This window comes from Conexibacter arvalis (assembly GCF_014199525.1).
Classification (GTDB): Bacteria; Actinomycetota; Thermoleophilia; order Solirubrobacterales; family Solirubrobacteraceae; genus Conexibacter; species Conexibacter arvalis.
The window spans coordinates 739,682-762,707 of record NZ_JACHNU010000002.1; the positions used below are offsets into that span (position 1 = coordinate 739,682).

The window sequence follows — 23,026 nt, forward strand, 5'->3', positions numbered from 1 at the left end:
AGCCTCCTTCTCTAGAAGCGGACCCGCAGCGACTGGATCGCGCGGGCGCCGAGCGGGACGGTGACGGCGCCGTCGCGCAGCTCGAGCGGCGTGGCGGCGTCCTCCTCCAGCACGGACGTCGGGTGGACCGATCTCGGCACGGCTGCCGTGAAGCGGACGGTCACGTCGCGGGCCGCGCCGCGCTGGTCGTGGAGACGCACGACGATGCCGTCGCCGTCCTCGGCCAGCTTGCTCGCGACCTCGACGCCGTCGTCGTCGACCGCGAGGAACTGCCCCGACGCGGGCGCGCCGTCGCGGCGGATCCAGTCGCGCAGCACCAGCGGCGGCGTCGCGACGGCGGCGGCGAAGCGGGTCGCGGCCGCGTCGTCGCAGCCGCCGGCGTGGGTGGTGAGCCGGTAGCGGAGCGGGATCTCGCCCTCCTGGAAGGCGCGGAAGTTGACGCTCCAGTGGTTGTTGAGCGCCCACGAGTAGATCGCCGGGCCCTCCGGCTCCAGCTCGTAGGCCGCCTTGCCGGTCGTGATGCCGCCGAGCTGCGCCAGCGGCGCGTCGAGCGGCACGACGGTGACGCCGCGCTCGCCGTCGGAGACGTCGACCCAGCGGCGCAGCGGGTACCAGTCGCGGACGGAACCGTTGAGCTGGTCGACGTTCGGGGTGCACGCGACGCCGTTGAGGTCGACGCGGAACTGGAGCGTTCCATCTGCGACACCGCTGTTGCCGCTGGAACGGATCTGTTCCACGCCGTCCGCGACCGTCCCGCCCGCAGCGGCCGCGTTCCCGCCGGAACCGCTCTGTCCCAGCGCGAACGGGAAGGCCACGTAGACCGACTCGGGATCGTGGACCGGCTGCTTGTCGAGCGCCCAGTCGACGTGCAGCGCCTTCTCGCCGCTCGTCAGCGCGTAGGTGCAGGTCGCGCCGTGGACGCCTTCGGCCTCGATCGTCACGTCGATCGCGACGCGCCCGCCGCCGATCCGCGGCGTTCCGACCGTCACCTTCGACGGGGTCGCGTAGCGCAGCGGCACGTCCCGCGGCCAGACGCCGAAGTCCCAGTCGGAGAAGTTGTCGTCGAACAGCGCCGTGCGGTCGCCCTCGGTCCGCTCGTAGACGTACTGACCGGCGCGGTGGCCGTTCTGCTCGCCGGCGAAGTCGTGCTGCAGCGCCTTGTCGACCCAGCGCAGCAGGCCGCCGGTCGCCGGGTCGACCTCGACGAGGTAGTGCTCGTTCTCGATCGTCGCGCCGTCCGCCTTCAGATCCTTGGCCCGGTCGACGGCCGCCTCCTCGAAGGCGACCCACGCCCAGCCGTTGGCGGGCAGCTCGGCGCGCGCGACGCGCACCGTCTCCAGCGATCTGGCGCCGCCCCACGGCACGTCGCGCGGGAAGAACATGTCGAGCATGCCGCGCGGCGCGCCGCCGGCGCGCACCTCGGGCTCCTCGACGAGCACGGTGCGCGGCTCGGGCAGCGTGTTGATCACCAGCCACTCGCGCGCGCCGCTGTCCGGGAAGGCCTCGTCGTAGTCGAGGTCGCCGAGATTGAAGCGCGACTCGGCGCCCGGCCGCGCCTCGCGGGCGGCGAGCGTCGAGGCGGCGCGGGCGAGCACGTCGTGGGTCTCCATCGCGGCGCCGTAGGCGTAGCCGGACTTCTTGTTCCACTGCGCCTTGGTGAACAGCGAGTCGGGCCGCGCGACGGAGGCGAAGGCGCCCCAGGTGTGCTCGTCGTAGAGCGACATCTGCTCGTAGAGCGCGTCGATCCGCGCCGGGTCGACGCCGGCAACGGCGGCGCCGTCGGAGGCGAGCCAGGAGGCGATCGACTCGGCGGCCAGCAGCAGCTCGTGGGTGGTGCGGTTGAGGCCGGTCTCGTAGGCGCTGGAGGCGGCGCCGTCCGACCACCAGTCGCTCCAGTCGCCGCGCCACGTCGGCAGCTGGTCGCCGTGGCGCTCGCGCACGAGGCGGCCGAAGGCGCTCGGCGTCGTCAGCTCGATCCGCGGCGTGCGGCCGGCCGCGTTCCAGTCGCGCACGAAGTCGGACATGCGCTGCTCCGGCGGGCCGTTGTCGACCCGCATCGGATGGGTCGACTCGATGTAGAGGAAGTCGAACGGGTAGTCGGGGTCGGCCTCCACCCGCTTCAGCAGTGCGCCGAGGTCGCGCTGGACGTAGCGCTCGTCGACCAGCTTGACGACCGAGCGGCCGAACAGGTAGTGGAGGCCGTTCCAGGCGAGCACCCTGCCGCCGGCCGGCCCCTCCCACCAGAAGGCGCCCGGCAGCGGCTTGGGCGCTCGGCCGCGCATCTGGTTGATCGCCAGCGTCAGCGTCTCGACGCCGACGGCCGGGAGCAGGTCGGCGAACAGCCACGAGATGCCGTTGACGTCGTCCTGCATCGCGCTGCGGATCTCGAGGCCGAGGCCGTCGCGCAGCCGCCGCACCGGCAGCAGCGAGCGGATCATCTGCTCGACTCCCAGCAGCGGCGTGAGGTTGTACTGCATCGCCGCGACGTCCATCGCGCCGGCGGCGTTCCACTTCTTCAGCCGCTCGACGTCGGCCGGGTCGGCCTGCTTCAGCCAGCGCTCGACCGGGCCGGTCACCTCCAGCGTCCAGCGGAAGCGGGCCTCCTTGGGATACGACTGGGTCGCCTCGATCACGTCGAGCGCCTGCGTCACGTACTCGCCGAGCTGGCGGAAGCAGACGTCCTGATGGTCGGTGAAGCCGATGTCGGTGTGGGTGTGGTTGGCGACGTAGAGCGTCGTGATCTCGGGCATCTAGCGGGCTCCTCCTCGTGCCTGGACGGAGACGGCCCCATCGGCGCTCGGGTCGGCCCAGCGCTCGTTCGGGACCAGCGCGAACCAGCCCGGCCGGCCGGGATCGCGGTCGTAGGGATAGTTGCCGAGCCGCTCGTACAGCTCCGCGTACTCGGCGAGCTTGTCGCGGTCGAGTCTGACGCCGAGGCCGGGTCCGTCCGGCACCGGGATCGCTCCGTCGCGGTAGGTCATCTTGCCGCCGACGATGACGTCGTCGGCGAGGTGGTGGTAGTGGGCGTCGGCGGCGTAGGCGCCGCCGGGCAGCAGCGTGCCGAGGTGGAGCATCGTCGCCAGCTGCACGCCCAGCTCGCCGGAGGAGTGGACGCCGACGCCGAGCTGGAAGGTCTCGCAGACGGTCGCGGCGCGCAGCGTCTGGCGGATCCCGCCCCAGAAGGTCGTGTCGAGCAGGACGACGTCGACCGCCCGGTGCAGGACGTTGGAGGCGAGCTGCTCCATCGACGTGACGACGGTGTTGGTCGCGATCCGCATGTCGACGGCGGCGCGCACCTCCTCCAGCCCGCTGACGCCCCAGGTCGGGTCCTCGTAGTAGTCGTTGCGCAGCGGCTCGATCGCCTGGCCGAAGCGGATCGCCTGCTTGACGTCGAGCGCGCCGTTGGGATCGAAGCGCAGGTCGTCGTCGGGGAAGGCCTCCGCCAGCGCCTGGTAGCACTCCAGCTCGTAGTCGGGGTGGAAGACGCCGCCCTTCAGCTTGTGGACGGTGAAGCCGTGCTGCTGCTTGAGCTCGCGGGCGTGGGCGACGAGCTGCTCGGGCGTGCGCACCTCGCCGGCACCGGTCTGCTCGTTCGCGTAGCGGAAGAAGAGGTAGCTGGCGAACGGCACGTCGTCGCGCAGCCGGCCGCCGAGCAGGTCGTGGACCGGGACGCCAAGCGCCTGGCCGACGATGTCGAGGCAGGCGAACTCGATCGCCGCGTGGATCTGGACGCGGTTGTTGTAGAGCGAGGCGGTCGGGTTGCAGAGCTTGAACCAGAGCGCGCTGAGGTCGTAGGCGCGGTGGCCGACGAGCTGCGCTCTCAGCCCCTCGACGGCGAGCCTCGCGCTCTCGCCGCCGCCGCCGAGCTCGCCGAGCCCGATCAGGCCGTCGCTCGTCTCGACCTCGACGATCGTGCGGACGAACCGCCCCCAGTGCGCGCCGTTGCTGTGCCGCAGCGGGGCTTCGAGCGGCATCGTCACCGTCGTCGCCCGCAGGTCTGCGATTTCCAGGCTTTTCATGCGGTCCTTCCAGCATCGAGATCCAACGTGACGGTCAGCAGCTCCCCAGGCGCGATCGCGACACGCGCGCCGTCGCCGGCGCGGGCGGCGGCGTCGAGCGGGCGATCGCGGCCGAGGAAGTCGCCGATCCCGACCGCCGCGGCGGGCAGGTCGGGGAAGGCGACCGTCGCCTCGACGGGCGCGGTCGCGTGCGAGTGCAGGTGGGCGACGAGCCGGTCGCCGCCGAGCGGGTCTGGCCCGATCGCGACCAGCTCGACGTGCGGGTGGTCGATCGCGGCGAGGCGTCCGCGCGCCGGCAGGGCGTCCTGCGCCCGCGGCGAGCCGAGCACGCCGACGAGCGGCCGCGACAGCCCGGCGGCGGTCGCGGCGCCGAGGGCGCGGAGGTCGGGGGCGGCGCTGGCGTCATGCGCTCCGCCGACCGCGCCCGGCCCGCCGGCCGCGGGGCCGCCGGTCGCGCCGGCGCTTCCCCGGCCGGCCGCGGCGGCGACCGCGTAGGCGAAGGTCGCCTCGCCGCCCTGCGCGGCCGGGAAGTTCGTGTCCCAGCCGTTGTTCATCGCCCACGAGAAGAGGGCCGCCTGGCCGGCGTCGCGCGGGGCGACGGTCGGCGGGAACGGCGCGTAGGGCAGGTGGATCGTCCCGAGCTGGACGAGCGGCGCCTCGCGCGTCGCCCACGCGATCGCGCGTGGGCGAGTCCCGCCGGCTGCGCCGCGCCCGCTGGCCGCGCCGCGCCCGCTGGCCGCGCCGCGCCCGCTGGCCGCGCCGCGCCCGCTGGCCGCGCCGCGCCCGCCGGCTGCGCCGCGCCCGCTGGCCGCGCCGCGCCCGCTGGCCGCGCCGGCGGCGCCGTCCCGCCCCGCGTCCTCGATCCCGACCCACTCGCGGATCGCGCGCATGTGACGGGCCGAGCCGGGGACGAACGGGCCGTCCTCCGCCTGCACGCCGCCGGTCACGTCCCAGCTGAAGCGGGGCGCGGCGGCGGCGAACGGGAAGGCGAAGAAGACGCTCTCCTTCGCGTGCAGCGGCGTCTTGTCGACGACGTTGAGGATGTCGAGCCGGTCGCCGCCGTGGAGCAGCCGGTAGGTCACCTCCAGCGATGCCGCGCCGGGCGCCCGCAGACGGATCGTCGCGCGCTCCTGCAGCGCGCTCGAGGTACGCGCGAGCAGCACGCCGTCGCGCGCGACCTCGCGCGAGCCGAGCATCCACGGGCGCCCTTCGACGACTCTGCTCGAGAGGTGGTTGAGGCGGTCAGCGGTGCCGTAGCGGTCGTGGACCCACTGGTTGAAGCCGAAGGCGCTGCCGCCGTCGACCAGCTCGCCCGCGCTGTCGAAGCGGAGCGAGTCGAGCGTCCCCTCGACGACGTTCAGCGCCGCGCGGACGCGGCCGTTGTCGAGCGCGGCCGGGTCGCCGTCGGCGGCCTTCGGCACGCCGGCGCCGTCGGGCACGACCGCGTAGCGCGCGAAGCCGTGGGCCGGGACGTCGCGGGCGAGGAAGCGCAGCCGCTGGCCGCGCGGACGGAAGTCGGGATGGCGCTGGGGCTCCAGCTCGCACGGGACCCGCTCGCCGCTGGCGACGTCGACCACCGCGAGGTCGCGCGTGACGGGCACGCGGCTCTCGAGCAGCAGCAGCTCGACGACGTCGGTGCGCTCGGCGCCGCTCGGATTGACGACGAGGATCCCGGCATGCGCGCCCCGCGGCGTCCCGACGCGCGCGGCGAGCCGGGCGCGGGCCCCGGCGAGCAGCGCCCCGACGCGCTCGTCGGCCCCGTGCGCTCTCGACGCCTTCCACTGCCACTGCAGCGCGCCGGCGTCGACGTGCTCGAGCGCGTCGTTCCACGGGTTCGACGCGCCCCACGTGTGCTCGTCGAACAGCGCCATCTCCTCGTAGGCGGCCGACAGCTCGCCGCGCCAGCCGGCGAGGGCGGGATCGGGGCCGGGGTCTCTCTCCCCCGCGTCGAGCAGGTCGGCCCATGCGTGCAGGGTCTGCGCGGTCCGCGCGCCGGCCTGCGCGCGCCGGCCGCGGCCGAGCTCGCGGGCGGCGGAGCCGATGCCGTCGGCCCACCAGTCGGTCCAGTCGCCCTCGAAGGTCGGGATCGCGTCGCCCAGCCGCTCCTCGGCGACCTCGAAGAAGTCGCGGTTGACGGCCGAGCGCAGCCTCGGCCACGCCCACGTCTCGTTCCACTCGCGCGCGACCGTCGCGGGCGCGAGGCCGGGCGAGGCGTTGTCGGCGAAGGCCGACTGCACGCGCAGGTGCAGCAGCTCGTGCGACTGCGGCGCGCGCGTCAGCTCGGTGCCGGGCGCGATGCCGGTGATCCACGTGCCGAGCGCCGGGTCGTACGGGTAGCCGCGCGTCGCGAGCGCGAGCAGGTACTCGGGCAGCAGCGACAGCGCCGTCTCGTAGCCGTCGGCGAGGCCGAGCAGGTTGCCCTCCATGTAGGCGATCCCGTGCGGCGAGTCGGCATGCCAGACGAGCAGCCGCTTGCCGCTCGGCGCCTTCCACCAGAACGGCCGCGCCAGCTCCTGGCCTCCGTGCAGGTGCGGGACCGAGCGGCCGGCGTAGTTGTGGGCGACCGACAGGTAGCGGACCTCGGCGCTGGCGAGCAGCTCCAGCAGCCCGACGGTTGCGCCCGGCACGTCGGTCTGCATCGCCGTGACGATCTCGATGCCGTGGCGGTCGCGCAGCCGCTGGACCGACGCGACGACGCGGGCCAGCTCGTCGAGCGAGCAGGCCTCCGTGTGCATCGTGAACGGCAGCGCACAGACCTCGATCCGCCGCTGGGCGACTCGCCGCAGCAGCGCATCGCGGTCGCGCCGCGGCCGGCTCGCCAGCCACCGCTCCAGCGGCAGGTTCGCCTCGACGTTCCAGCGGAAGCGGGCCGGCTCGTCCCAGCCGTCGGTCGCCTCGACGTGGTCGAGCGCGAGGTCGAGGTAGTCGAGCTGGTGCTGGAGGACCAGCGGCTGCGGGTCGGTGTAGCCGATGTCGAGGTGCGACTGGTGGATCAGCGAGATCTCCCACCGCCGCTGCGGCGCGATCGTCAGCTCGACCCGCTCGTGCAGGCCGCCGCGACTGGTCAGCTCCAGCTGGTACGTCCGCGGCGCATCCGGCTCGGGCGCGAACAGCAGCGCACGCGCGCCGTCGACAACCTCCACCCGGTCGACGACCGTCTCGCCGTCGCGCAGGGTCGCGACGATCGCGCCGTGCTCGGGCTCGGCCCAGGCGGCGACGCGCACCGCCTGCTCCAGCCGCCCGTCGCGCTCGCGCAGCAGCGGCAGGCCGCCGACGGCGACGCGCGCGCCGCGCAGCTCGAGGCGCGTCGCGTCGACCCCGCGCAGGAGGTCCTCCCGCGGCAGCCGCTCATGGCTGGTCTCCGCGGCGGTCATCCGTCTGGGATCGCTCATTCGTCCTTCCCCGTCGCGGTCAGCGTCAGCCCGCTCAGCAGGTAGCGGCCGAGCAGCAGGAACAGCGCGATCGTCGGCAGCGAGCCGATCAGCGCGCCGGCCAGCACGACCGGCGGGCCGGCGGTCGACGATGCGCCCTGCAGGCCGACGAGCGCCGGCATGATCGGCCGCACGCCGTCGGAGGTGCTCAGGACCAGGCCGAACATGAAGTCGTTCCAGATCCAGGTGAACTGGAACAGGATCAGCACCGCGATCGGGCCGCGCGCGAGCGGCATCAGCACCCGCCAGAGGATCCCCCAGCTGGAGGCGCCGTCGAGCTTGGCGGCGTCCTCGATCTCCGGCGGGATCGTCGAGAAGAAGCCGCGCATCACGAACAGGCAGAACGGCACGGCGATCGCCGAGTAGAACATCGCCATCCCGATCCAGGTGTCGTACAGGTTCGTGTCCGTGTACAGCTGGAACAGCGGGATCAGGTACATCTGGAACGGGAAGAGCGTCCCGCTGAAGACGAGCAGGAACCAGAAGAAGCGCCCCTTCAGCGGCAGCCGCGTGATCGCGTAGGCGCCGAGCGCGCCGCAGAGGATCGCGACGAGCGCGCCGACCAGCCCGTAGGAGAGCGAGGCGAAGAAGGCCGAGCCGAGGCCGGCGCTGTCCCACGCCTGCTTCATGTTGTCGAAGAGCTGGAGCGGGTCGCTCGGCAGCGCCCACTGCGAGGTCGACGAGTACTCCTCGAACGACTTCATCGGCGTCACCGCCAGCAGCGCCAGCGGCACGATCCAGGCGACGGCCATCACGAGCACGCCGACCTTCGTCGCCGAGAAGGCGATCGCTCCGGCGCTGCGCGAGCGGCGCGGCGCGGGCGCGCCGGCCGAGCCCGGCGCGCGCCGCGGGGTCGGGACGGAGGCGGCCTCCATCAGTACACCTCCACCTTGCGGAACATCGAGCGCAGGTAGAAGACGCTGAGGATCGTGACGATCAGCGTCAGCACGACGGCGATCGAGGCGCCGTAGCCGACCGAGAAGGTCACGAACGACTCGCGGTACATCGAGACCGCGAGCGTCTCGGAGGAGCGGTAGGGACCGCCCTGCGTCATCACCCAGATGAGGTCGAAGACCTTGAAGTTGTTGATCAGCGTGATCGCGACGACGACCGCGCTCATCGGCCGCAGCAGCGGCAGCGTCACGTGCCAGAACAGCCGCAGCCCGCGGGCGCCGTCGACGCGCGCGGCCTCGATCGGCTCGCGCGGCAGGTTCTGCAGGCCGACGAGGAAGAGGATCATCGCCGGGCCCAGCCCCTGCCAGGTGGCGGCGAAGATCATCGCGAAGGTGTTGACCGGCGGGTCGGCGAGCCAGCGGGTCGTCAGCGACTCCAGGCCGATCGTCCCCATGAAGCTCGTCAGCAGCCCCTGGTCGGGGTTGAAGACGTAGAACCAGATCACGCCGACGGCGGCGCCCGACAGCGTCGCCGGCAGGTAGAACAGCCGCTTGAGCCAGTCCCCCGCGCGCATGTTGCTCAGGATCAGCGCGAGCAGCAGGCCGAGCCCGACCTGCAGCACGAGCGCCCCGATCACCCAGTAGATCGTGTTGCGGACCGAGGTGCGGAAGGCCGGGTCCTCGACCAGCCGCGTGAAGTTGTCGAGGCCGACGAAGCTGCCGGCGCTCGTGCCGGTCGCGTCGGTGAAGGCGACCCAGACGGTCTTGACGGCCGGGTAGATCAGGAAGACCCCGACCAGCAGCACCATCGGCAGCAGGTAGAGGTACGGCGTCCAGCGGCGCAGCGCGCGCCGCCGCGCCCCGGCGGGAGGCGGCACGAGGCCGGCCTCCCGCGCGGTCGCGGTCGACGGTGCGCCTGCCGGAGCGGGACGGGCGAGCGGAGAGGCCATCGCAGCGCTCCGTCAGGAGCCGGCTTCGACCGCGGCCCAGGAGGTGTCGGCCTGCTTCTGGATCGCGTCGAGGATCGGCTTCGGGTCGCCGGGCTCGAGCATGAACTTCGCCAGCTGGTCGACGCCGACCTCGACGATCTCGTGCGGCGTCGCCTCCCAGTAGCGGTTCAGCAGCTGGAATCTGCCGTCGGCGATCGTTCTGTCTATCTCCTGGTCGACCGGGTTGGCCGACGGGACGTCGGCGCGGGCGGAGGCGAAGCCGGAAGCGTCGATCCACGCGCTCTGGCCCTCTCTGGAGGCCCACCAGCCGGCCGCCTCCAGCGCGTCGTCGCGGCGCTGGCCGTTCTGGGCGACGCACAGCGGGCCGGTCTCGTAGATCAGGTTGTTGCCGGCGTCAGCCTCGATGTTGGGCATGACGAAGGCGCCGAAGTCCTCGCCCGGTCTCATGCCGGCCTCCATCAACGTCGGCTCCAGCCAGCCGCCGAACGTCACCATCGCGATTCTGCCCGGCTTGAAGTACTGCGGGAAGTTGTTGGCGCCGGTGCCGATCGAGACCGAGGCGGGGTCGCTGAAATACCCTCTTCTGATCAGGTCGCCCCACAGTCTCAGGACGTCGACGATCTCGGGGTCGGTGTACTTCGCTCTCCCCTCCATCAGGTCTCTATAGAGCTGCGGAGAGGTGCGGACGATGAACTCCTGGAAGTAGACGAACGACGGGAAGCGCCCCTCGATCGTCGCGCCCAGCGGCGTGATGCCCGCGCCCTTGAGTCTCTCGCAGACGGCGATGAAGTCGTCCCACGTCGTGGGAACCTCGAGCCCCTGCTCTCTGAAGACTCTCTTGTTGTAGAAGGTCGGCCAGTAGGCGACGTTGAGCGGCACGCCGTACTGCTTGCCGTCGAAGGTGAAGGCGTCCTTGAGGCCGTCGCTGTAGGCGCTGCCCTCTCTCTCCCAGATCGAGGAGACGTCGGCGAGCATCGAGGTGTCGACCAGCTCCTTCATCAGCCAGCCCGACCACCACGAGAACATGTCGGGGACCTTCGGCGTGTTGCCGGTGGTCTTGATCGCCGCCTGGTAGGTGGTCGTGTCGGAGTACTGGGTCGGTCTCCAGCCGACCGCGCCGGCCTCGCGGGCCAGTCTGCCGGTCTCGACGAACCACTCCTCCCAGTTGATCTTGTCGTTGCTGAATCTGAGCATGCCGCCGCCGTCGGAGCTGCTCGATCCACCGCCGCAGGCGGCCAGGAAGCTCGCCAGCGAGCCGGCGGCGATCGCTCCGCCGCCGACCTGCAGGAACTTCTTGCGCGAGATCTCACTCGTCACCGTTCACTCTCCTCACTTATGTGTGGCTGTCACTCCTTTTTGAGTGACAACTCAGGGAGCGAGGCACCGTCCATCCGCGCACGCACGACCGTCACCCGCCGCGGCGGCGGATGCACGATGGGACGTCGTCGCCCTCTCTCCTGTTGGCTCTGCTGACCGGCTTGCCCGGCTCTCCGCGGCGACCCCGCGGTCGTGCGCGATTTGGGACCTGCTCTACGACTCGTCGGCGTCGACGCGCTCGGCGACGACCGACCTGACACCTGCGAGGTGGTGCTGCATCCGCTCGGCCGCGAGCGAGCCGTCCCCCGCCTGGATCGCCTCCAGGATCGCGACGTGCTCCTCGTGGTCGTGGAGGCGGTCGGCGAACAGCCGCATCACCTCCATCTGCTCGGCCACGTAGAGGTCGAGCAGCGAGTCGATCACCTGCGCCAGCACCACGTTCCCGCCGCAGCGCGCGACGCCGCGGTGGAAGTCGAGGTTGGTGGCGCTCAGCTCCGCGTCCTCGCCGACCTCGACCAGCTCGCCCGCTCTCGCGAGCAGACCCGCCAGCTCCTCGACCTCCTCCGCGCCGGCCCGTGCTGCGAGGTGGGCCAGGTGGGGCTCGATCAGGATGCGGGCGTCCAGCAGGTCGAGGATCGTCTCGTGCTTGAGGCGCCCCGGATAGGGGTTCGGCAGCACGACGCGGCGACCGCCGTCACGGACGTAGACGCCCGAGCCGTGGCGCATCTCGACGACTCCGATCGCCTGCAGGCGGCGGAGCACCTCGCGCATCGTCGGCGCCGCGACCGCGAAGCGGTCTGCGAGCGCCTGCACCGTCGGCAGCCGGTCGCCCGGCTGCAGTCGATCGCGGTCGATCAGCTCGACGACCTGCTCGGTCAGCAGGTCCGAGCCGCTCGGCCGCGGCTGCACCGCCCGCGCGGGGGCGCGGCCGGCTCTTGGCGTTGCCTCACTCACAAGGTCATCTAATCACTTGGTGAACTGACATGTCAAGCGCGGGCTCGGTCCCGTCCCTCGTTTGCCGATGACGTGCGATCTGTGGTCGCTGAGCGACCGAAACTCGCACCTCATCGGGCTCGAGCGCGCGGGAGCACCAGATGTGACACCGCTTCATATGATCGGCCGATGGCGAACGGAGATCGCCCCGCGAAGGAACGACATCTGTGGCTGTGGCTCTGCCTGCTGCCGTTCGGGCTCGGCGCCTGGGTGCCGATCGCGGCCGGCGTGCGCGCGCGGCGCTGGCCGTGGGTCGCGCTCGGGCTCGCGCTCTGCGCGGTGACGCTCGCCGGCCTGATCGGCGCCTCGATCACCCCCGACGACGAGGACAACTCGCTGTCGGGCATGCTGATCATCATCGGCTGGGTCGGCGCGGTCGCCGCGACCGCCTCGATCCAGGCCTCCTACCGCCGCCGGCGGCTGATGCTCGCGGAGGTCGAGGCGCTGGAGTCGCACGCGGAGTCCGAGCAGCGCCGCAGCCTGCTGAGACGCCGCGCCCGCGAGCGCGTCTACGCCGAGCGCGAGCAGCTGCGCGAGCGGGCGCGCAAGCTCGCCCGCGAGGACCCGCTCGCCGCGCTCGAGCGCGGCGTCGGCCGGCCCGACCTGCCCGGCTCCGACCACGGCCACCTCGTCGACGTCAACCACGCGCCGCACGAGCTGCTGACGACGCTGCCCGGCATCGACGACGAGCTGGCGCGCCGCATCGTCGCGACGCGCGAGCACGTCGGCCGCTTCAGCTCCGTCGCCGACCTCGGCTTCCTGCTCGAGCTCGACCCCGACGTCGTCGACCGCCTCGAGCGCGCCGCGATCGCGATCGACCCGTGAGCCGCCGGCGCGGGTCGCGGGCCGCTGCCCGCCGGCCGCGCGCGCCCCGTATGGCGGCGACGCGGCGCGGATCGGCTTCGTCGATCGCCTGAGCGGCCGGCCGCAAGGCGCCCCGCGGCGTCGGGCGTCAGCGGCCCAGCAGCGCGCAGACCGCGGCCGTCTGCAGCGCGCGCAGCCGCCTGAGCAGCGGGCCGTCGGGCGCCGGGATGTTGAGCGAGGTGGTGACGGAGCGGCGGCCGTCGGCGGTGGCGGCGGCCCACTGGGTGTAGCCGGGGAAGTTGCCGGTGTGGCCGTAGACGACGCCGCAGCGGGTCGTGTAGCGGAAGATCGCCAGGCCGGCGGCGTTGGCGCCCGGGCCGGGCGGGCTGGAGGCGCCGCGGACGAATCTCAGCTGCTCGCGCTGCTGGGCGGCGCCGAAGAAGGCGCGGCCGAGGTCGAGGCGGATGAAGCGGGCCAGCTCGCGCGGGGTCGAGACGATCGCGCCGGAGGCCCAGGCGCCGCTCGGGCTCAGGATGGTGCTGACGTCGACCGGTCTGGGCCCGGCGCCGACGAAGTAGCCGTGGATGAAGGGCGACGGCAGCGTGACGGTCGCGGGGAAGCTCGTCTGGCGCAGTCTGCCGGGGCGCAGCACGAGCTCGTCGAGCAGCCGGCCGTACGGTCTGCCGGTCACCGCCTCCGCGAGCAGGCCGACGACGATGTTGTCGGTGTTCGAGTAGGCGTAGCGGGTGCCGGGCGGGAAGGCGAGGCCGTCCGACCGCACCCAGTCGACGATCGTCTGCGGCGCGACGTGGCCGCGCGGGTCGCTCTCCGCCTGCTCGGCGAAGCCCTCGGATCTCGTGTAGTCGGGCAGGCCGCTCGTGTGGGCGAGCAGCTGCCGCACGGTCACCGCGTGCCACGCCGCCGGCAGGCCGGGCAGCCGCTCGCCGATCGCGTCGTCGAGACCGAGTCGGCCCTCCTGCGCGAGCCGCAGCGCGATCGCGCCGCTGTAGGCCTTCGCGACGCTCGCGATCCGCATGTGGTCGCCGGCGCGCGGCGCGCCGGGCCGCCGCACGTTCGCGCGGCCGGCGCGCAGCACCGTTGTGCGGCCGTTGCGGTGGAGCGTCATGATCGCCCCGGGCGGGCCGCCGCTCGCGGAGACCAGCCGCTCGAGCCCGCGCCGCAGCTCGGCGTTCGTCGTCGCGCCGGAGGCGGTGCCGGAGGTCGCGAGCGGCAGCGCCAGCGCGACCGTCGCCGCGGCGGCGCAGGCGACGCGCGGGGCGGTGCATGTCCGGCGGCTGCGGCGGTGCGAACGGCTCATGACGGCCTCCTTGGGGCGGGTCGGACGCGCCTCGGTCGCGCGACCGACCACTTTCGCGCATGACGCCGGCGGCGGCAACGCCCGACGTCCACGTGGCGCCGCCGCGCCACCGGCCGGCCGGCGTGTCCGCCACGCGGCGCGGCCCGCGGCCGCCGCGCCACCGGCGGCCCGTCACGCGGTGCGGCCTGTGGCGGCCGCGCCACCGGCGGCCCGTCACGCGGTGCGGCCCGCGGCGGCCGCGCCGCCTGCGGCAGCCGCGCCCCTCAGCCGCCGAGCACGACGAGGTCGAGCGCGGCGAGCCGCTCGGGGTCGGCGATCAGCTCGATCGCGGCGATCCGCCCATCGCGGGCCGTGAAGCGGTAGACGACCCGCGGTCTCCCCGCCCGCAGCCACACGACCGCGGCGTCGCCGTCGAGCAGCGCCGGCGTCGCGCCGCGCGCGTAGCGGCAGAAGCCGCCGACCTCCTCCGCGCCGCGCAGCTCGCGCGCGACGCCGATCCTGGCGGCGCTCGCGTCGGCCGTCAGCACGACGTCGGGCGCGAGCAGGCCGAGCAGCCGCTCGAACTCGCCGTCGCGGGCGGCCGCGAGGAACGCCTCGACCAGCTTCGCCTGCCGGACGCGGTCGGCCTCCCCGCTCGCGTCCTCGCGGCGGACGCGTCGGCGCGCGCGGCTCGCGAGCTGGCGGGCGGCGGCCTGGTTGCGCCCGACGATCGGCGCGATCTCCTCGAACGGCACGCCGAACATGTCGTGGAGGACGAACGCGACCCGCTCGGCCGGCGAGAGCGCGTCGAGCACGACGAGCAGCGCCAGCCCGACCGACTCGGCGAGCAGCGCCTCCTGCTCGGGATCGGCCGCCTCGGCGGGATCGGCCGCCGGCTCGGACAGGTCGCCGTCGAGCGGCACCTCCGAGCGCACCCGCCGCGACTGCAGGACGTTGAGGCAGACCCGCGCGAGGACGGTCGTCAGCCAGCTGCCGAGGTTGTCGATCGCCTCCGCGTCGGTGCGGCTGAGCCGCAGCCACGCCTCCTGGACGGCGTCGTCGGCCTCGCTCGCCGAGCCGAGCATCCGGCGGGCGACGCCGGTCAGCCGCGGCCGCTGCTCCTCGAATCGCTCCGCCAGCCAGTCGGTGTCGTGCATCGGTCACATCTCCGTCTCGTGATCGGTCTACCGAGAGAGACCGGCGAGACGACGCCGATGTGACCGAGCACCCGAAGGAGGATGGCAGCATGACCACCACGACGGAGAGCGAGCGCGTCCGCGACCGTGCGCGCGGCCCGATCCTCGTCACCGGCGGCACCGGCACGCTCGGCCGCCTGCTCGTCCCGCGCCTGCGCGCGGCCGGGCGCGAGGTGCGGGTGCTGAGCCGCGCCGAACACCCGGCCGCCGGCGGCATCCGCTTCGCGCGCGGCGACCTGGCGACGGGCGAGGGCGTCGCGGCGGCGGTCGCCGGCGCGGAGGTCGTCGTCCACTGCGCCGGCAGCGCGAGAGGCGACGAAGAGAAGGCGCGCACGCTGGTGGAGGCGGCGTCGCGCGCCGGCGTGCGGCATCTGGTCTACATCTCGGTGGTCGGCGCCGACCGCGTCCCCGTCCGCAGCGGCGTCGACCGCGCGATGTTCGGCTACTACGCCGCCAAGCTCGCCGCCGAGCGGCTCGTCGCCGACTCCGGGATCCCGTGGACGACGCTGCGCGCGACGCAGTTCCACGACCTCGCCCTCACGACCGCGCGGCAGCTGGCGAAGCTGCCGCTGCTGCCGATCCCGTCCGGCTTCCAGGTCCAGCCGATCGACGCCGGCGAGGTCGCCGAGCGGCTGGCGGAGCTGGCGCTCGGCGAGCCGGCCGGTCTCGTGCCCGACGTCGGCGGCCCGCGGGTCCACGAGCTGCGCGCGCTCGTCCGCGACTACCTCCGAGCGACCGGCAGACACCGGCTGACCGTGCCGATCCGTCCCCCCGGCGGGGCCGCCCGCGCGATGCGCGCCGGCGCCAACCTCACCCTCGATCGCGCGGTCGGCCGCCGCACGTGGGAGGAGTTCCTCGCCGAGCGGGTCGGCTGACCCGGCGCCGCGCGCGCCCGGCGCGCGGCGCCGCCGCCCGCTCAGCGCCGCCCGACGCGCAGCGCGAGCGTCGTGCTCGCGCTGCGGGAGCCGGCGCGGGCGACGACGCGCACGCGGTAGGAGCCGGGCCCGAGCCTGCGGTCGAGCCGCGTGCGCACGGCGCGTGCGCGCGGCCCGACGACGCGGACCGGCCCGCGCGCGACGACGCGCCCGCCTCTGCGGACCGACAGGCGCACGCGGCTGCGCGCGCCGACGCGGAGGCCGACGCGCAGCACCCGGCCGCGCAGCCGCGGGCGTCCGGTCGTCGCGAGCCGCAGGCGGGCCGCTCTTCTCGTGCGCGCGCCGGGGCGGCCGCCGGCGCGGCCATCGGAGCCCGCTCTGCCACCTGTCGTCCCGCGTCCGGCGCCCGAGCCGTTCTGGCCGGTCCGGCTCGACCCGCCGCCACCGCCGCCGGAGCCGTTCCGGCCCGGCCCGCTCGATCCGCCCCCGCCCGGGCCGCCACCCGCACCGCCGCCACCCGTGCCGCCACCCGCGCCACCGCCGCTCCCTCCGCCGCCGCCCGCGCCGCCGCCGCTCCCGCCGCCGCCCGAGCCGCCGCCCCCTCCGAGCGGCGTGCCGGTGGCGGGGTCGACGGCGCCGACGGTGACCGCGATCGTCCGCGCGTCGGCGATCGTCTCGCCCGACGGCCGTCTCGCACGGATCTCGAACGAGAGCACGTAGCGGCCCTCGGCGCCGAACGCCCAGTTGCCGTGAGCGTGCGTCCCGAGCGGGATCGCACGCGCGTCGGGCAGTCCGTCGCTGGTGTCGAACAGCTTGTCGACGGTGCCGAACGCGCCGGTCGTGAACAGCGCGAACGCGCCGGGCCCCTCGACGCCGGTCAGCGTCCACCGCACCGCGCCGGCGACCTCCGCGGAGGTCAGCTGCTCGGTGTTCCAGCCGGGCCACAGCACGCCGGCGCGCTGGACCTGCGGCAGCAGCCACAGCGGCGCGCCGGGCGCCCCCAGGAAGCCCATCGCCGCCGCGGACGGGACCGTCGTCGCCGACGCGGGCCGGGCGTGGAGGACGACGTCGGCGGGGTCGCGCCAGATGACCGAGCCCGCGCCGGCGGTGCCGTCCTTGACCTGCAGGCGCAGCGCGCCGCCGACGAGGCGCGCGGCGACGTCGACGTGACCGTCGTCGAGCACGACCGCCGCGCCGGACGCGGCCGGCACGGCGATCGAGACGGCCAGCGCCGCCCCCATCGCCGCCGACACGGCGCGCGCGCTCATCGCGCCGACACGCGCAGCGCCACCGATCTCGCCACGCCCCGTCCGCCGACGCGCCGGTGCGACCCGCACGCTCATCGCGCCGTCACGCGCGGCGCGATCGATCTCGCCACGCGCCGTGCGCCGGCGCGCCGGTGCGACGCGCGCGCTCATCGCGCCGCCACGCGCAGCGCGATCGTTCTGGTCACGACTCTGCCCCTCGCGCGCGCCTTGACGACGACGCGGTAGCGGCCGGGAGCGAGCTTGCGGCCGAGCCGCACGCGCACGCGGCCGTCGCTCGCGCGCACCGCGCGCGGCTTCGCCCCGGCGACGAGCCGTCTGCCCTTGCGGACGCGGACGGTCAGCCGCGCGCTGCGGTCGACGCGCAGGCGCAACGTCAGGCGGCGGCCGTCGAGGCGCGCGGCGCCGAGCGTCAGGCGCGGGGCCGCCGCTCTCCCGCCCGGCGCGCCCGGCCGCGGCTGCGCGGGCGGCTCCGGAGCCGGCGGGACGGGCGGCGCGGGCAGGATCGGCGGTCCGGGCTCGGTCGGCGGCGTCGGATCGACCGGGGCCGGATCCGGATCCGGCCCCGGCCCGTGGCCGTGGTGGTCTTCGACGTGGATCGTCACGGCCGGCGAGGTCGCGATCTCGTCGTGACCGTGGCCGTAGAGCGTGACGCGGTACTGGCAGCCGTCGTGGCGCAGCTCGGCGACCAGCTCGTGGGTCGCGCCGCCGCCGACCTCGGCGAACTCGGTCGCGTCGCCGCAGCGCGCGAACCAGTGGTAGTGGTGCTCGCCGCTGTCCGGCGTCTGGACGGCGTGCAGCGTGATCGTGTCGCCCGGGTGGTAGTGGCCCTTCAGCCCGCCGATCGAGAGCACGGGCACGACGGGGTCGGGGTCGTCCGGCAGGTCGGCGAGGTCGCCGACGAAGATGCGGTACTCGACCGGCCCGCTGCTGACCTCCGCGCCGCCGAGCGGCGTCGCGCTGACCTCGAAGCGCAGTCTGTAGAGCCCTCTCGCGCCGAACGCCCACGCGAAGTGCGCATGCGTCCCGGCGTGCATCGAGGTCGTGTCCGGCAGGCCGTCGGCGCTGTTGAAGCGGATCCCGCTCGGCTGGAGCCCGAACGCCCCCTCCTCGTACAGCTGGAAGGCGGCCGGCCCGTCGACCGACAGCAGTCTCCACGCGAATCTGTCGCCCGCGACGGCGCCGTTCGGGATCTGCTCGCTCGACCAGCCCGGCCACAGCAGGTCGGGGTCCTGCGTCTGCGGCAGCATCCAGACGGTCGAGCCGGCCGGCCCCAGCGTGTCGTAGTAGATCTGCGGGATCCCGGCCGGGATCGTGAAGGCGGCCTGCGGCTTCACGTGCAGCAGCACGTCGCCCGGGTCCCGCTCGACCGGCGCCGCACCGGTGTCGTCGTGGAGGCGCACCCTCAACGCGCCGTCGTCGAGGTGGACGCCGACCGCGTCGACGTGGCCGGCCGACAGCACGTGCCGGTCCTGGGTCGGCAGCTCGGCCGAGGCGCTCGCCGGCGCCAGCGCGGCGACGAGCGCTGCAGACAGCCCGAGCATCGATGTGACCGTGCGTCGCCCGCGGGGACGCGACGGCCGATGGCGCATGGTGATCGTCACCAGCTCCCCTTCCGTGTCGTGATTCGTCGCGACACTATCAAGAATGAGAATCAATCCCATTTTGATCGCTTGGCGATCAATCCCTGCCGCGGCGCGAGGAACCACGCCGCGAGGAAGAAGGCGGTCAGGACGAGCACGATCGTGCCCCCGGTCGGGTAGTCCCACGACCACGAGACGTACAGGCCGACGAGCGCGGCGAGTCCGCCGATCGCCGGCGCGAGCGCCATCATCGCGCCGAGCCGGTCGGTCAGCAGGCGCGCGGTCGCCGCGGGGGTGATCAGCAGCGCGAGCACGAGGATGTTGCCGATCGTCTGGACGCTGATGACGACGGCGAGCGTGACGAGCACGTAGAGCACGAGGTCCAACGCGAAGACCCGCAGCCCCATCGCCCGCGCCGTCTCGCGGTCGAGCGAGACCGTCACCAGCTCCTTGTGGAGCAGCAGTGCGACGCCGAGGACGACCACGCCGGTCCCGGCGACGATCGCGACGTCCTCGTCCGGGATCCCCGTGATCGAGCCGAACAGGAACTGCTGCAGCGAGCCGGCGTAGCCGGGCGCGCGCGAGATCACCACGATCCCGAGCGCGAAGGCGGCGACGAAGAAGACGCCGATCACCGAGTCCTCGCGCAGCCGCCGATTCTGCGAGAAGACGGCGACCAGCACGGCCGTCGCGACCCCGGCGACGACGCCGCCGAGCACGAGGCTGCCGCCGAGCACGAACGCGACCGCGAGGCCGGGAAAGACGGCGTGCGCGACGGCGTCGCCGATGAAGGCCATCCCGCGCAGCACGACGTAGCAGCCGACGACGCCGCAGACGATCGACGACATCACCGCGACGAGCAGCGCCTTCGGGAGGAAGGCGAGGTCGGGGTTGAGCAGGTCGCCGACGAACTCCGCCGGCGACATCAGGCGGCCGCCTTCAGGATCCGCAGCAGCGGGCTGCGCTCGCCGACGCCGAAGGTCCGCATCCACAGCCCGGCGTCGCGCGCGAGCCGCTGCGGGCTGCCCGCGGCGACGATCGTGCGGTCGAGCAGCGCGAGCCGATCGCAGCCGTGGATCGCGCCGGCGATGTCGTGCGTGGTCATCAGCACCGCGCGACCCTCGCGCGCGAGCGAGGCGAACAGCTCGGAGAGGAGGTCCTGGGTCGGCATGTCGAGGCCGGTGAACGGCTCGTCGAGCAGCAGCGCCGCCGGCTGCGGCGCGAGCGCGCGGGCGACGGCGACGCGCTGGCGCTGCCCGCCGGAGAGCTCGCCGACCGGGCGCGTGCGCAGGTCGGCGATCCGCACCCGCTCGAGCGCCTCGTCGACCGCGCGCCACTCGGCGACGCCGGGCCGCCGCAGGAGGCCGAGCTTGCCGGTCAGGCCGGTCATCACGACCTGCTCGACCGAGATCGGGAACTCCCACGCGAATTCGTGGCGCTGGGGGACGTACCCGATCGGGATCGCCCCGGCGCGGGCTCTGCGCCCAGCGATCGTGACCGTGCCGCGCATCGGCGACAGCAGCCCGAGCAGCGTCCGCAGCAGCGTCGTCTTGCCCGCGCCGTTGGGCCCGATCAGCCCGACCAGCTCGCCGCGCGCGACGTCGAGGTCGACGTCGCGCAGCACGAGCCGGCCGCCGAGCCGCACGGCGACCCCCTCGACCGACACGACCGCGCTCATCGGGGGTCCCCGGAGCCGCGCACGTCGCCGCCCGGGCCGGCCGCACCCGCCGCGTCGCGCACGCCGCCCGCGCCGTCCGGGCCCTCGGCGCGAGCGCGCCGCTTCGCACGCGCGCCGCGCGCGAGGCCGGAGCCGAGCGCGACGGCGAGGGCGAGGGCGACGACCGCGATCACGGCGACGAACGCGCCGGCGCCGCCGCCCGCCTCCCCCGCGCTCGCCGCGGCACCGGGGGCGCCGGCATCGTCGTCGCCCGCCGCGGCGCCGGCGCCGACATCGGCCGCCGCCTCCCCGCCCGCGCCCCTCCAGCTCGCCGCGAACGCCCGCGCGACGCTGGTGCGCGCGCCGACCGCGAAGCGCAGCTCGCGCGTGTCGGTCACGGTCGAGCCGTCGACCAGGTCGGCCTCGATCCGCACGCGCGCCAGGTAGACGCCGGGCGCGGAGAAGACCCAGTTGGCGTGCGTGTGCGTGTTGACGTCGACCCAGATCGGTCTCGGTCTCGCGGCCGAGTCCCACAGCACCTGCGGCGCGCCGAAGTCGCCCGACTGCAGGTAGACGATCAGCGAGCCCGGCCCCTCCACGCCGAGCAGCGTCATCGTGACGCCGCGGTCGATCCGCTCCATCGCCTCGGGATCCTGCGTGTTCCAGCCGAGCCAGACGACATCGGGATCCTGCGTCTGCGGGATCACGTGCAGGCCGTCGCCCGGCCGCGCGCGCAGGAAGGCGTACGCCGGGTCGTCGGGCGCCCGCCGCAGCGCCGTGTCGCCGACCCGCAGCACCGTGCGCTCGACCGGCCGCCAGACGCTCCTCCCCTCCCCGGACCTCGCCGCGTCGTCGTGGACCATCAGCGTCCAGCGGCCGTCGACGAACCGCGGCCCCATGTCGACGTGCCCCTCGGAGAGGACGGCGCGACCGCTCGCGACGCCCTGCGCGCGATCGATCCGCTGCTCGAGCGCGCGCTCCTCGCGCGGCGCCGCGGCGGCCGCCGTCGGCGCCGCCCCTCCGATCAGCGTCAGGGCGAGCAGCGCGGGCAGCAGCGCACGCGCGGGAGACGGTCGTCGGGTCACGACAGGCAACCTTTCAGGGAATCGGCGTTGAACCGCATCATCTGGACGTAGGTGCGCACCCGCCCGTCGAAGGCGTCGCCGTAGATCGGGCAGACGCGCGCACCCTGCTCGGAGGCGACCTCGGTCAGCGTCGAGGAGCGGGCGGCGAGGTTGGGCTCGAGGAAGACGGCCGGCACCCGCAGGTTGCGGATCGTCTCCCCCAGCTTGCGACGCTCCGCCAGCGACGGCTCGGTCGCCGGGTTGGGCGTCACGAAGCCCGCGATCTCGATCCCGTAGGCGTGGGCGAGGTAGGCGAACGCGTCGTGCGTGGTGACGAGGTAGCGCCGCGCCGCGGGGATCGCGGCGATCGCGCGCCGCACGTGGCGGTCGAGCCGCTCCAGCTCTGCGAGGTAGCGGTCGGCGTTGGCGCGATACGCGGCCGCGCCCTTGGGGTCGCGCGCGATCAGCGTGTCGCGGATCAGCTCGACGTAGGCCATCGCGTTGCCGACGTCCTGCCACAGGTGCGGGTCGATCTCGCCGTGGACGTGCTTGCCGAGCACCGCCTGCGGAAGCTGGTGGATCGGCTCGCCGGCCTTGCCGAGGAAGCGGAACTGCGGGTCGCCCGGCACCTCGGTGAGCGCCTTCGCCGGCACCTCGATCACGACCTCCTCGGCGCGGTGCTCGCGCTGGGCGTGCTCGCCGCCGCCCTCCGGGTCGTGGAGCGCGACGATCGCGCCGCGATCGAGGTCGACCGTCAGGTCGGCATGGCCTTCGCGCAGGACGGTCGCGCCGGGCGGCCCGGCGCGCGTCGGCTCGACGCCGACGGCGAAGGCGAAGGTCGCCCGCCCGAGCGGGACCGGGCGCGAGGTGGCGTCGACCCGCAGGCTCGCCTGGAAGGTGACGCGGTAGACGCCCGGCTCGGTGAACGCCCACGACATGTGCGTGTGCGCGTCGACCGGCAGCGTCGCGGTGTCGTGCTTGAAGCCGCTGCCGGCGTCGAAGCCGTCGCTGGAGTCGAAGTAGAGCTCGGTCTCGCCGAACGTCCCGGTCAGGTAGCCGTAGACCTCGCCCGGCCCGGTCGCGGCGGTCGCCGACAGCTGCACGTCGCTGGTGCGGTCGGCCCCGTGCCGGGCGCCGTCGCCGCGCGCCCGCAGGCCGAGCCAGATCGTGTCGAGGTTGACGTTCTCGACGAGCGGGATCAGCTCGGCCGCGTACTTGACCGACTCCTCGGCCAGCGAGACGCTCGGCACGCCGTCGCGGAGATTGGCGTCGAGCGTCTTGATGATGCTGTGCTGCTCCAGCAGCATGTAGTTGGTGAAGGCGACGTCGGCGTAGACGACGTCGCGCACGTCGCGCAGCGTCGGCTCGAACGAGTGCGGGTCGGCGCCGTCGGGCACGAGGCTGACCGCGTTGACGCGCTCGCCGCCGACGTTCTCGACCAGGTCGCGCAGCAGGCCCGTGCTCGTCACGACCTGCAGCCGATCGCCGGAGGCCGACAGCCCGGCCGCGGAGCCGCAGCCGGCGAGCGCGGCGGCCGCCGCCACCGCCGCGGCGGCCGCGAGCGCGCGACGGAGGCCGTCGCGCGTCCGGCCGCCGCCCGCGCCCGCGCGGGCGGCGCCGGCGGGGCCGACGGCACGCGCTCGGCCGGCACCGTTCCGGCGCGGACAGGGACGGGGCATGCC

At 74.3% G+C, this 23,026-nt stretch carries 17 protein-coding genes; 2 read left to right on the top strand and 15 right to left on the bottom strand.

The window, feature by feature from the left end; translation table 11 throughout:
- Positions 1-11: 11 nt before the first annotated feature.
- The 7 genes from BDZ31_RS12040 to BDZ31_RS12070 form a co-directional block, all read right to left on the bottom strand.
- Complete coding sequence (locus tag BDZ31_RS12040; RefSeq protein WP_183342324.1) at positions 12-2,750, bottom strand: glycoside hydrolase family 38 N-terminal domain-containing protein; 2,739 nt, start codon at positions 2,748-2,750, stop codon at positions 12-14.
- A complete protein-coding gene (locus BDZ31_RS12045; protein ID WP_183342326.1) occupies positions 2,751-4,019 on the bottom strand; it encodes an enolase C-terminal domain-like protein in 1,269 nt (422 codons plus the stop codon).
- Positions 4,016-7,411, bottom strand: a complete 3,396-nt coding sequence (locus tag BDZ31_RS12050) for a hypothetical protein (protein ID WP_183342328.1) — start codon at positions 7,409-7,411, stop codon at positions 4,016-4,018. The genes BDZ31_RS12045 and BDZ31_RS12050 overlap by 4 nt, the downstream gene beginning before the upstream one ends.
- Positions 7,408-8,325: a carbohydrate ABC transporter permease gene (locus tag BDZ31_RS12055; protein WP_183342330.1), complete on the bottom strand. Its 918-nt coding sequence runs from the start codon at positions 8,323-8,325 to the stop codon at positions 7,408-7,410. The genes BDZ31_RS12050 and BDZ31_RS12055 overlap by 4 nt, the downstream gene beginning before the upstream one ends.
- Positions 8,325-9,293, bottom strand: coding sequence for a carbohydrate ABC transporter permease (locus tag BDZ31_RS12060; protein WP_183342332.1), 969 nt, complete (start codon positions 9,291-9,293; stop codon positions 8,325-8,327). The genes BDZ31_RS12055 and BDZ31_RS12060 overlap by 1 nt, the downstream gene beginning before the upstream one ends.
- A 12-nt stretch (positions 9,294-9,305) precedes the next feature.
- Positions 9,306-10,610: an extracellular solute-binding protein gene (locus BDZ31_RS12065; RefSeq protein ID WP_183342334.1), complete on the bottom strand. Its 1,305-nt coding sequence runs from the start codon at positions 10,608-10,610 to the stop codon at positions 9,306-9,308.
- A 213-nt stretch (positions 10,611-10,823) separates the two neighbouring features.
- Positions 10,824-11,564 (bottom strand): FCD domain-containing protein, encoded by a 741-nt coding sequence (locus BDZ31_RS12070; protein ID WP_183342336.1) that lies wholly within the window; start codon positions 11,562-11,564, stop codon positions 10,824-10,826.
- 168 nt (positions 11,565-11,732) lie between these two features.
- Here BDZ31_RS12070 and BDZ31_RS12075 point away from each other — a divergent pair, with 168 nt between their 5' ends.
- Positions 11,733-12,428 carry a ComEA family DNA-binding protein gene (locus BDZ31_RS12075; protein WP_183342337.1) on the top strand — a complete coding sequence of 232 codons (696 nt, stop codon included), beginning with the start codon at positions 11,733-11,735 and terminating at the stop codon, positions 12,426-12,428.
- 127 nt (positions 12,429-12,555) lie between these two features.
- Here BDZ31_RS12075 and BDZ31_RS12080 read toward each other — a convergent pair whose 3' ends face one another.
- On the bottom strand, positions 12,556-13,725 hold the full coding sequence (locus BDZ31_RS12080) for a serine hydrolase domain-containing protein (RefSeq protein WP_183342339.1): 1,170 nt from the start codon (positions 13,723-13,725) through the stop codon (positions 12,556-12,558).
- A gap of 263 nt (positions 13,726-13,988) precedes the next feature.
- Positions 13,989-14,861, bottom strand: coding sequence for a sigma-70 family RNA polymerase sigma factor (locus BDZ31_RS12085; RefSeq protein WP_183342341.1), 873 nt, complete (start codon positions 14,859-14,861; stop codon positions 13,989-13,991).
- Between the two features lie 89 nt (positions 14,862-14,950).
- Between BDZ31_RS12085 and BDZ31_RS12090 the strand changes: the two genes are divergently transcribed.
- Positions 14,951-15,775 carry an SDR family oxidoreductase gene (locus tag BDZ31_RS12090; protein WP_183342343.1) on the top strand — a complete coding sequence of 275 codons (825 nt, stop codon included), beginning with the start codon at positions 14,951-14,953 and terminating at the stop codon, positions 15,773-15,775.
- Positions 15,776-15,816: 41 nt separating this feature from the next.
- Here BDZ31_RS12090 and BDZ31_RS25525 read toward each other — a convergent pair whose 3' ends face one another.
- The 6 genes from BDZ31_RS25525 to BDZ31_RS12120 form a co-directional block, all read right to left on the bottom strand.
- Positions 15,817-17,043 carry a choice-of-anchor M domain-containing protein gene (locus tag BDZ31_RS25525; RefSeq protein ID WP_183342345.1) on the bottom strand — a complete coding sequence of 409 codons (1,227 nt, stop codon included), beginning with the start codon at positions 17,041-17,043 and terminating at the stop codon, positions 15,817-15,819.
- Positions 17,044-17,189: 146 nt separating this feature from the next.
- On the bottom strand, positions 17,190-18,584 hold the full coding sequence (locus BDZ31_RS12100; RefSeq protein WP_183342347.1) for a choice-of-anchor M domain-containing protein: 1,395 nt from the start codon (positions 18,582-18,584) through the stop codon (positions 17,190-17,192).
- A 110-nt stretch (positions 18,585-18,694) separates the two neighbouring features.
- The gene (locus tag BDZ31_RS12105) at positions 18,695-19,549 is read right to left on the bottom strand and encodes an anchored repeat-type ABC transporter permease subunit (RefSeq protein ID WP_183342349.1); all 855 of its coding nucleotides are present in this window, start codon (positions 19,547-19,549) and stop codon (positions 18,695-18,697) included.
- Positions 19,549-20,301, bottom strand: coding sequence for an anchored repeat-type ABC transporter ATP-binding subunit (locus tag BDZ31_RS12110; protein WP_183342351.1), 753 nt, complete (start codon positions 20,299-20,301; stop codon positions 19,549-19,551). The genes BDZ31_RS12105 and BDZ31_RS12110 overlap by 1 nt, the downstream gene beginning before the upstream one ends.
- A complete protein-coding gene (locus BDZ31_RS12115) occupies positions 20,298-21,365 on the bottom strand; it encodes a choice-of-anchor M domain-containing protein (RefSeq protein ID WP_221242999.1) in 1,068 nt (355 codons plus the stop codon). The genes BDZ31_RS12110 and BDZ31_RS12115 overlap by 4 nt, the downstream gene beginning before the upstream one ends.
- Entirely contained in the window at positions 21,362-23,023 is a 1,662-nt protein-coding gene (locus BDZ31_RS12120) for an anchored repeat ABC transporter, substrate-binding protein (RefSeq protein ID WP_183342353.1), read from the bottom strand. Before BDZ31_RS12120 ends, BDZ31_RS12115 begins: the two co-directional genes overlap by 4 nt.
- Positions 23,024-23,026: the final 3 nt, after the last annotated feature.

Bases quoted from the DNA above. Each gene is read 5' to 3' on its own strand.
- BDZ31_RS12040 (WP_183342324.1), bottom strand. From the start codon at position 2,750: ATGCCCGAGATCACGACGCTCTACGTCGCCAACCACACCCACACCGAC.
- BDZ31_RS12045 (WP_183342326.1), bottom strand. From the start codon at position 4,019: ATGAAAAGCCTGGAAATCGCAGACCTGCGGGCGACGACGGTGACGATG.
- BDZ31_RS12050 (WP_183342328.1), bottom strand. From the start codon at position 7,411: ATGAGCGATCCCAGACGGATGACCGCCGCGGAGACCAGCCATGAGCGG.
- BDZ31_RS12055 (WP_183342330.1), bottom strand. From the start codon at position 8,325: ATGGAGGCCGCCTCCGTCCCGACCCCGCGGCGCGCGCCGGGCTCGGCC.
- BDZ31_RS12060 (WP_183342332.1), bottom strand. From the start codon at position 9,293: ATGGCCTCTCCGCTCGCCCGTCCCGCTCCGGCAGGCGCACCGTCGACC.
- BDZ31_RS12075 (WP_183342337.1), top strand. From the start codon at position 11,733: ATGGCGAACGGAGATCGCCCCGCGAAGGAACGACATCTGTGGCTGTGG.
- BDZ31_RS12080 (WP_183342339.1), bottom strand. From the start codon at position 13,725: ATGAGCCGTTCGCACCGCCGCAGCCGCCGGACATGCACCGCCCCGCGC.
- BDZ31_RS12085 (WP_183342341.1), bottom strand. From the start codon at position 14,861: ATGCACGACACCGACTGGCTGGCGGAGCGATTCGAGGAGCAGCGGCCG.
- BDZ31_RS12090 (WP_183342343.1), top strand. From the start codon at position 14,951: ATGACCACCACGACGGAGAGCGAGCGCGTCCGCGACCGTGCGCGCGGC.
- BDZ31_RS25525 (WP_183342345.1), bottom strand. From the start codon at position 17,043: ATGAGCGCGCGCGCCGTGTCGGCGGCGATGGGGGCGGCGCTGGCCGTC.
- BDZ31_RS12100 (WP_183342347.1), bottom strand. From the start codon at position 18,584: ATGCTCGGGCTGTCTGCAGCGCTCGTCGCCGCGCTGGCGCCGGCGAGC.
- BDZ31_RS12105 (WP_183342349.1), bottom strand. From the start codon at position 19,549: ATGTCGCCGGCGGAGTTCGTCGGCGACCTGCTCAACCCCGACCTCGCC.
- BDZ31_RS12110 (WP_183342351.1), bottom strand. From the start codon at position 20,301: ATGAGCGCGGTCGTGTCGGTCGAGGGGGTCGCCGTGCGGCTCGGCGGC.
- BDZ31_RS12120 (WP_183342353.1), bottom strand. From the start codon at position 23,023: ATGCCCCGTCCCTGTCCGCGCCGGAACGGTGCCGGCCGAGCGCGTGCC.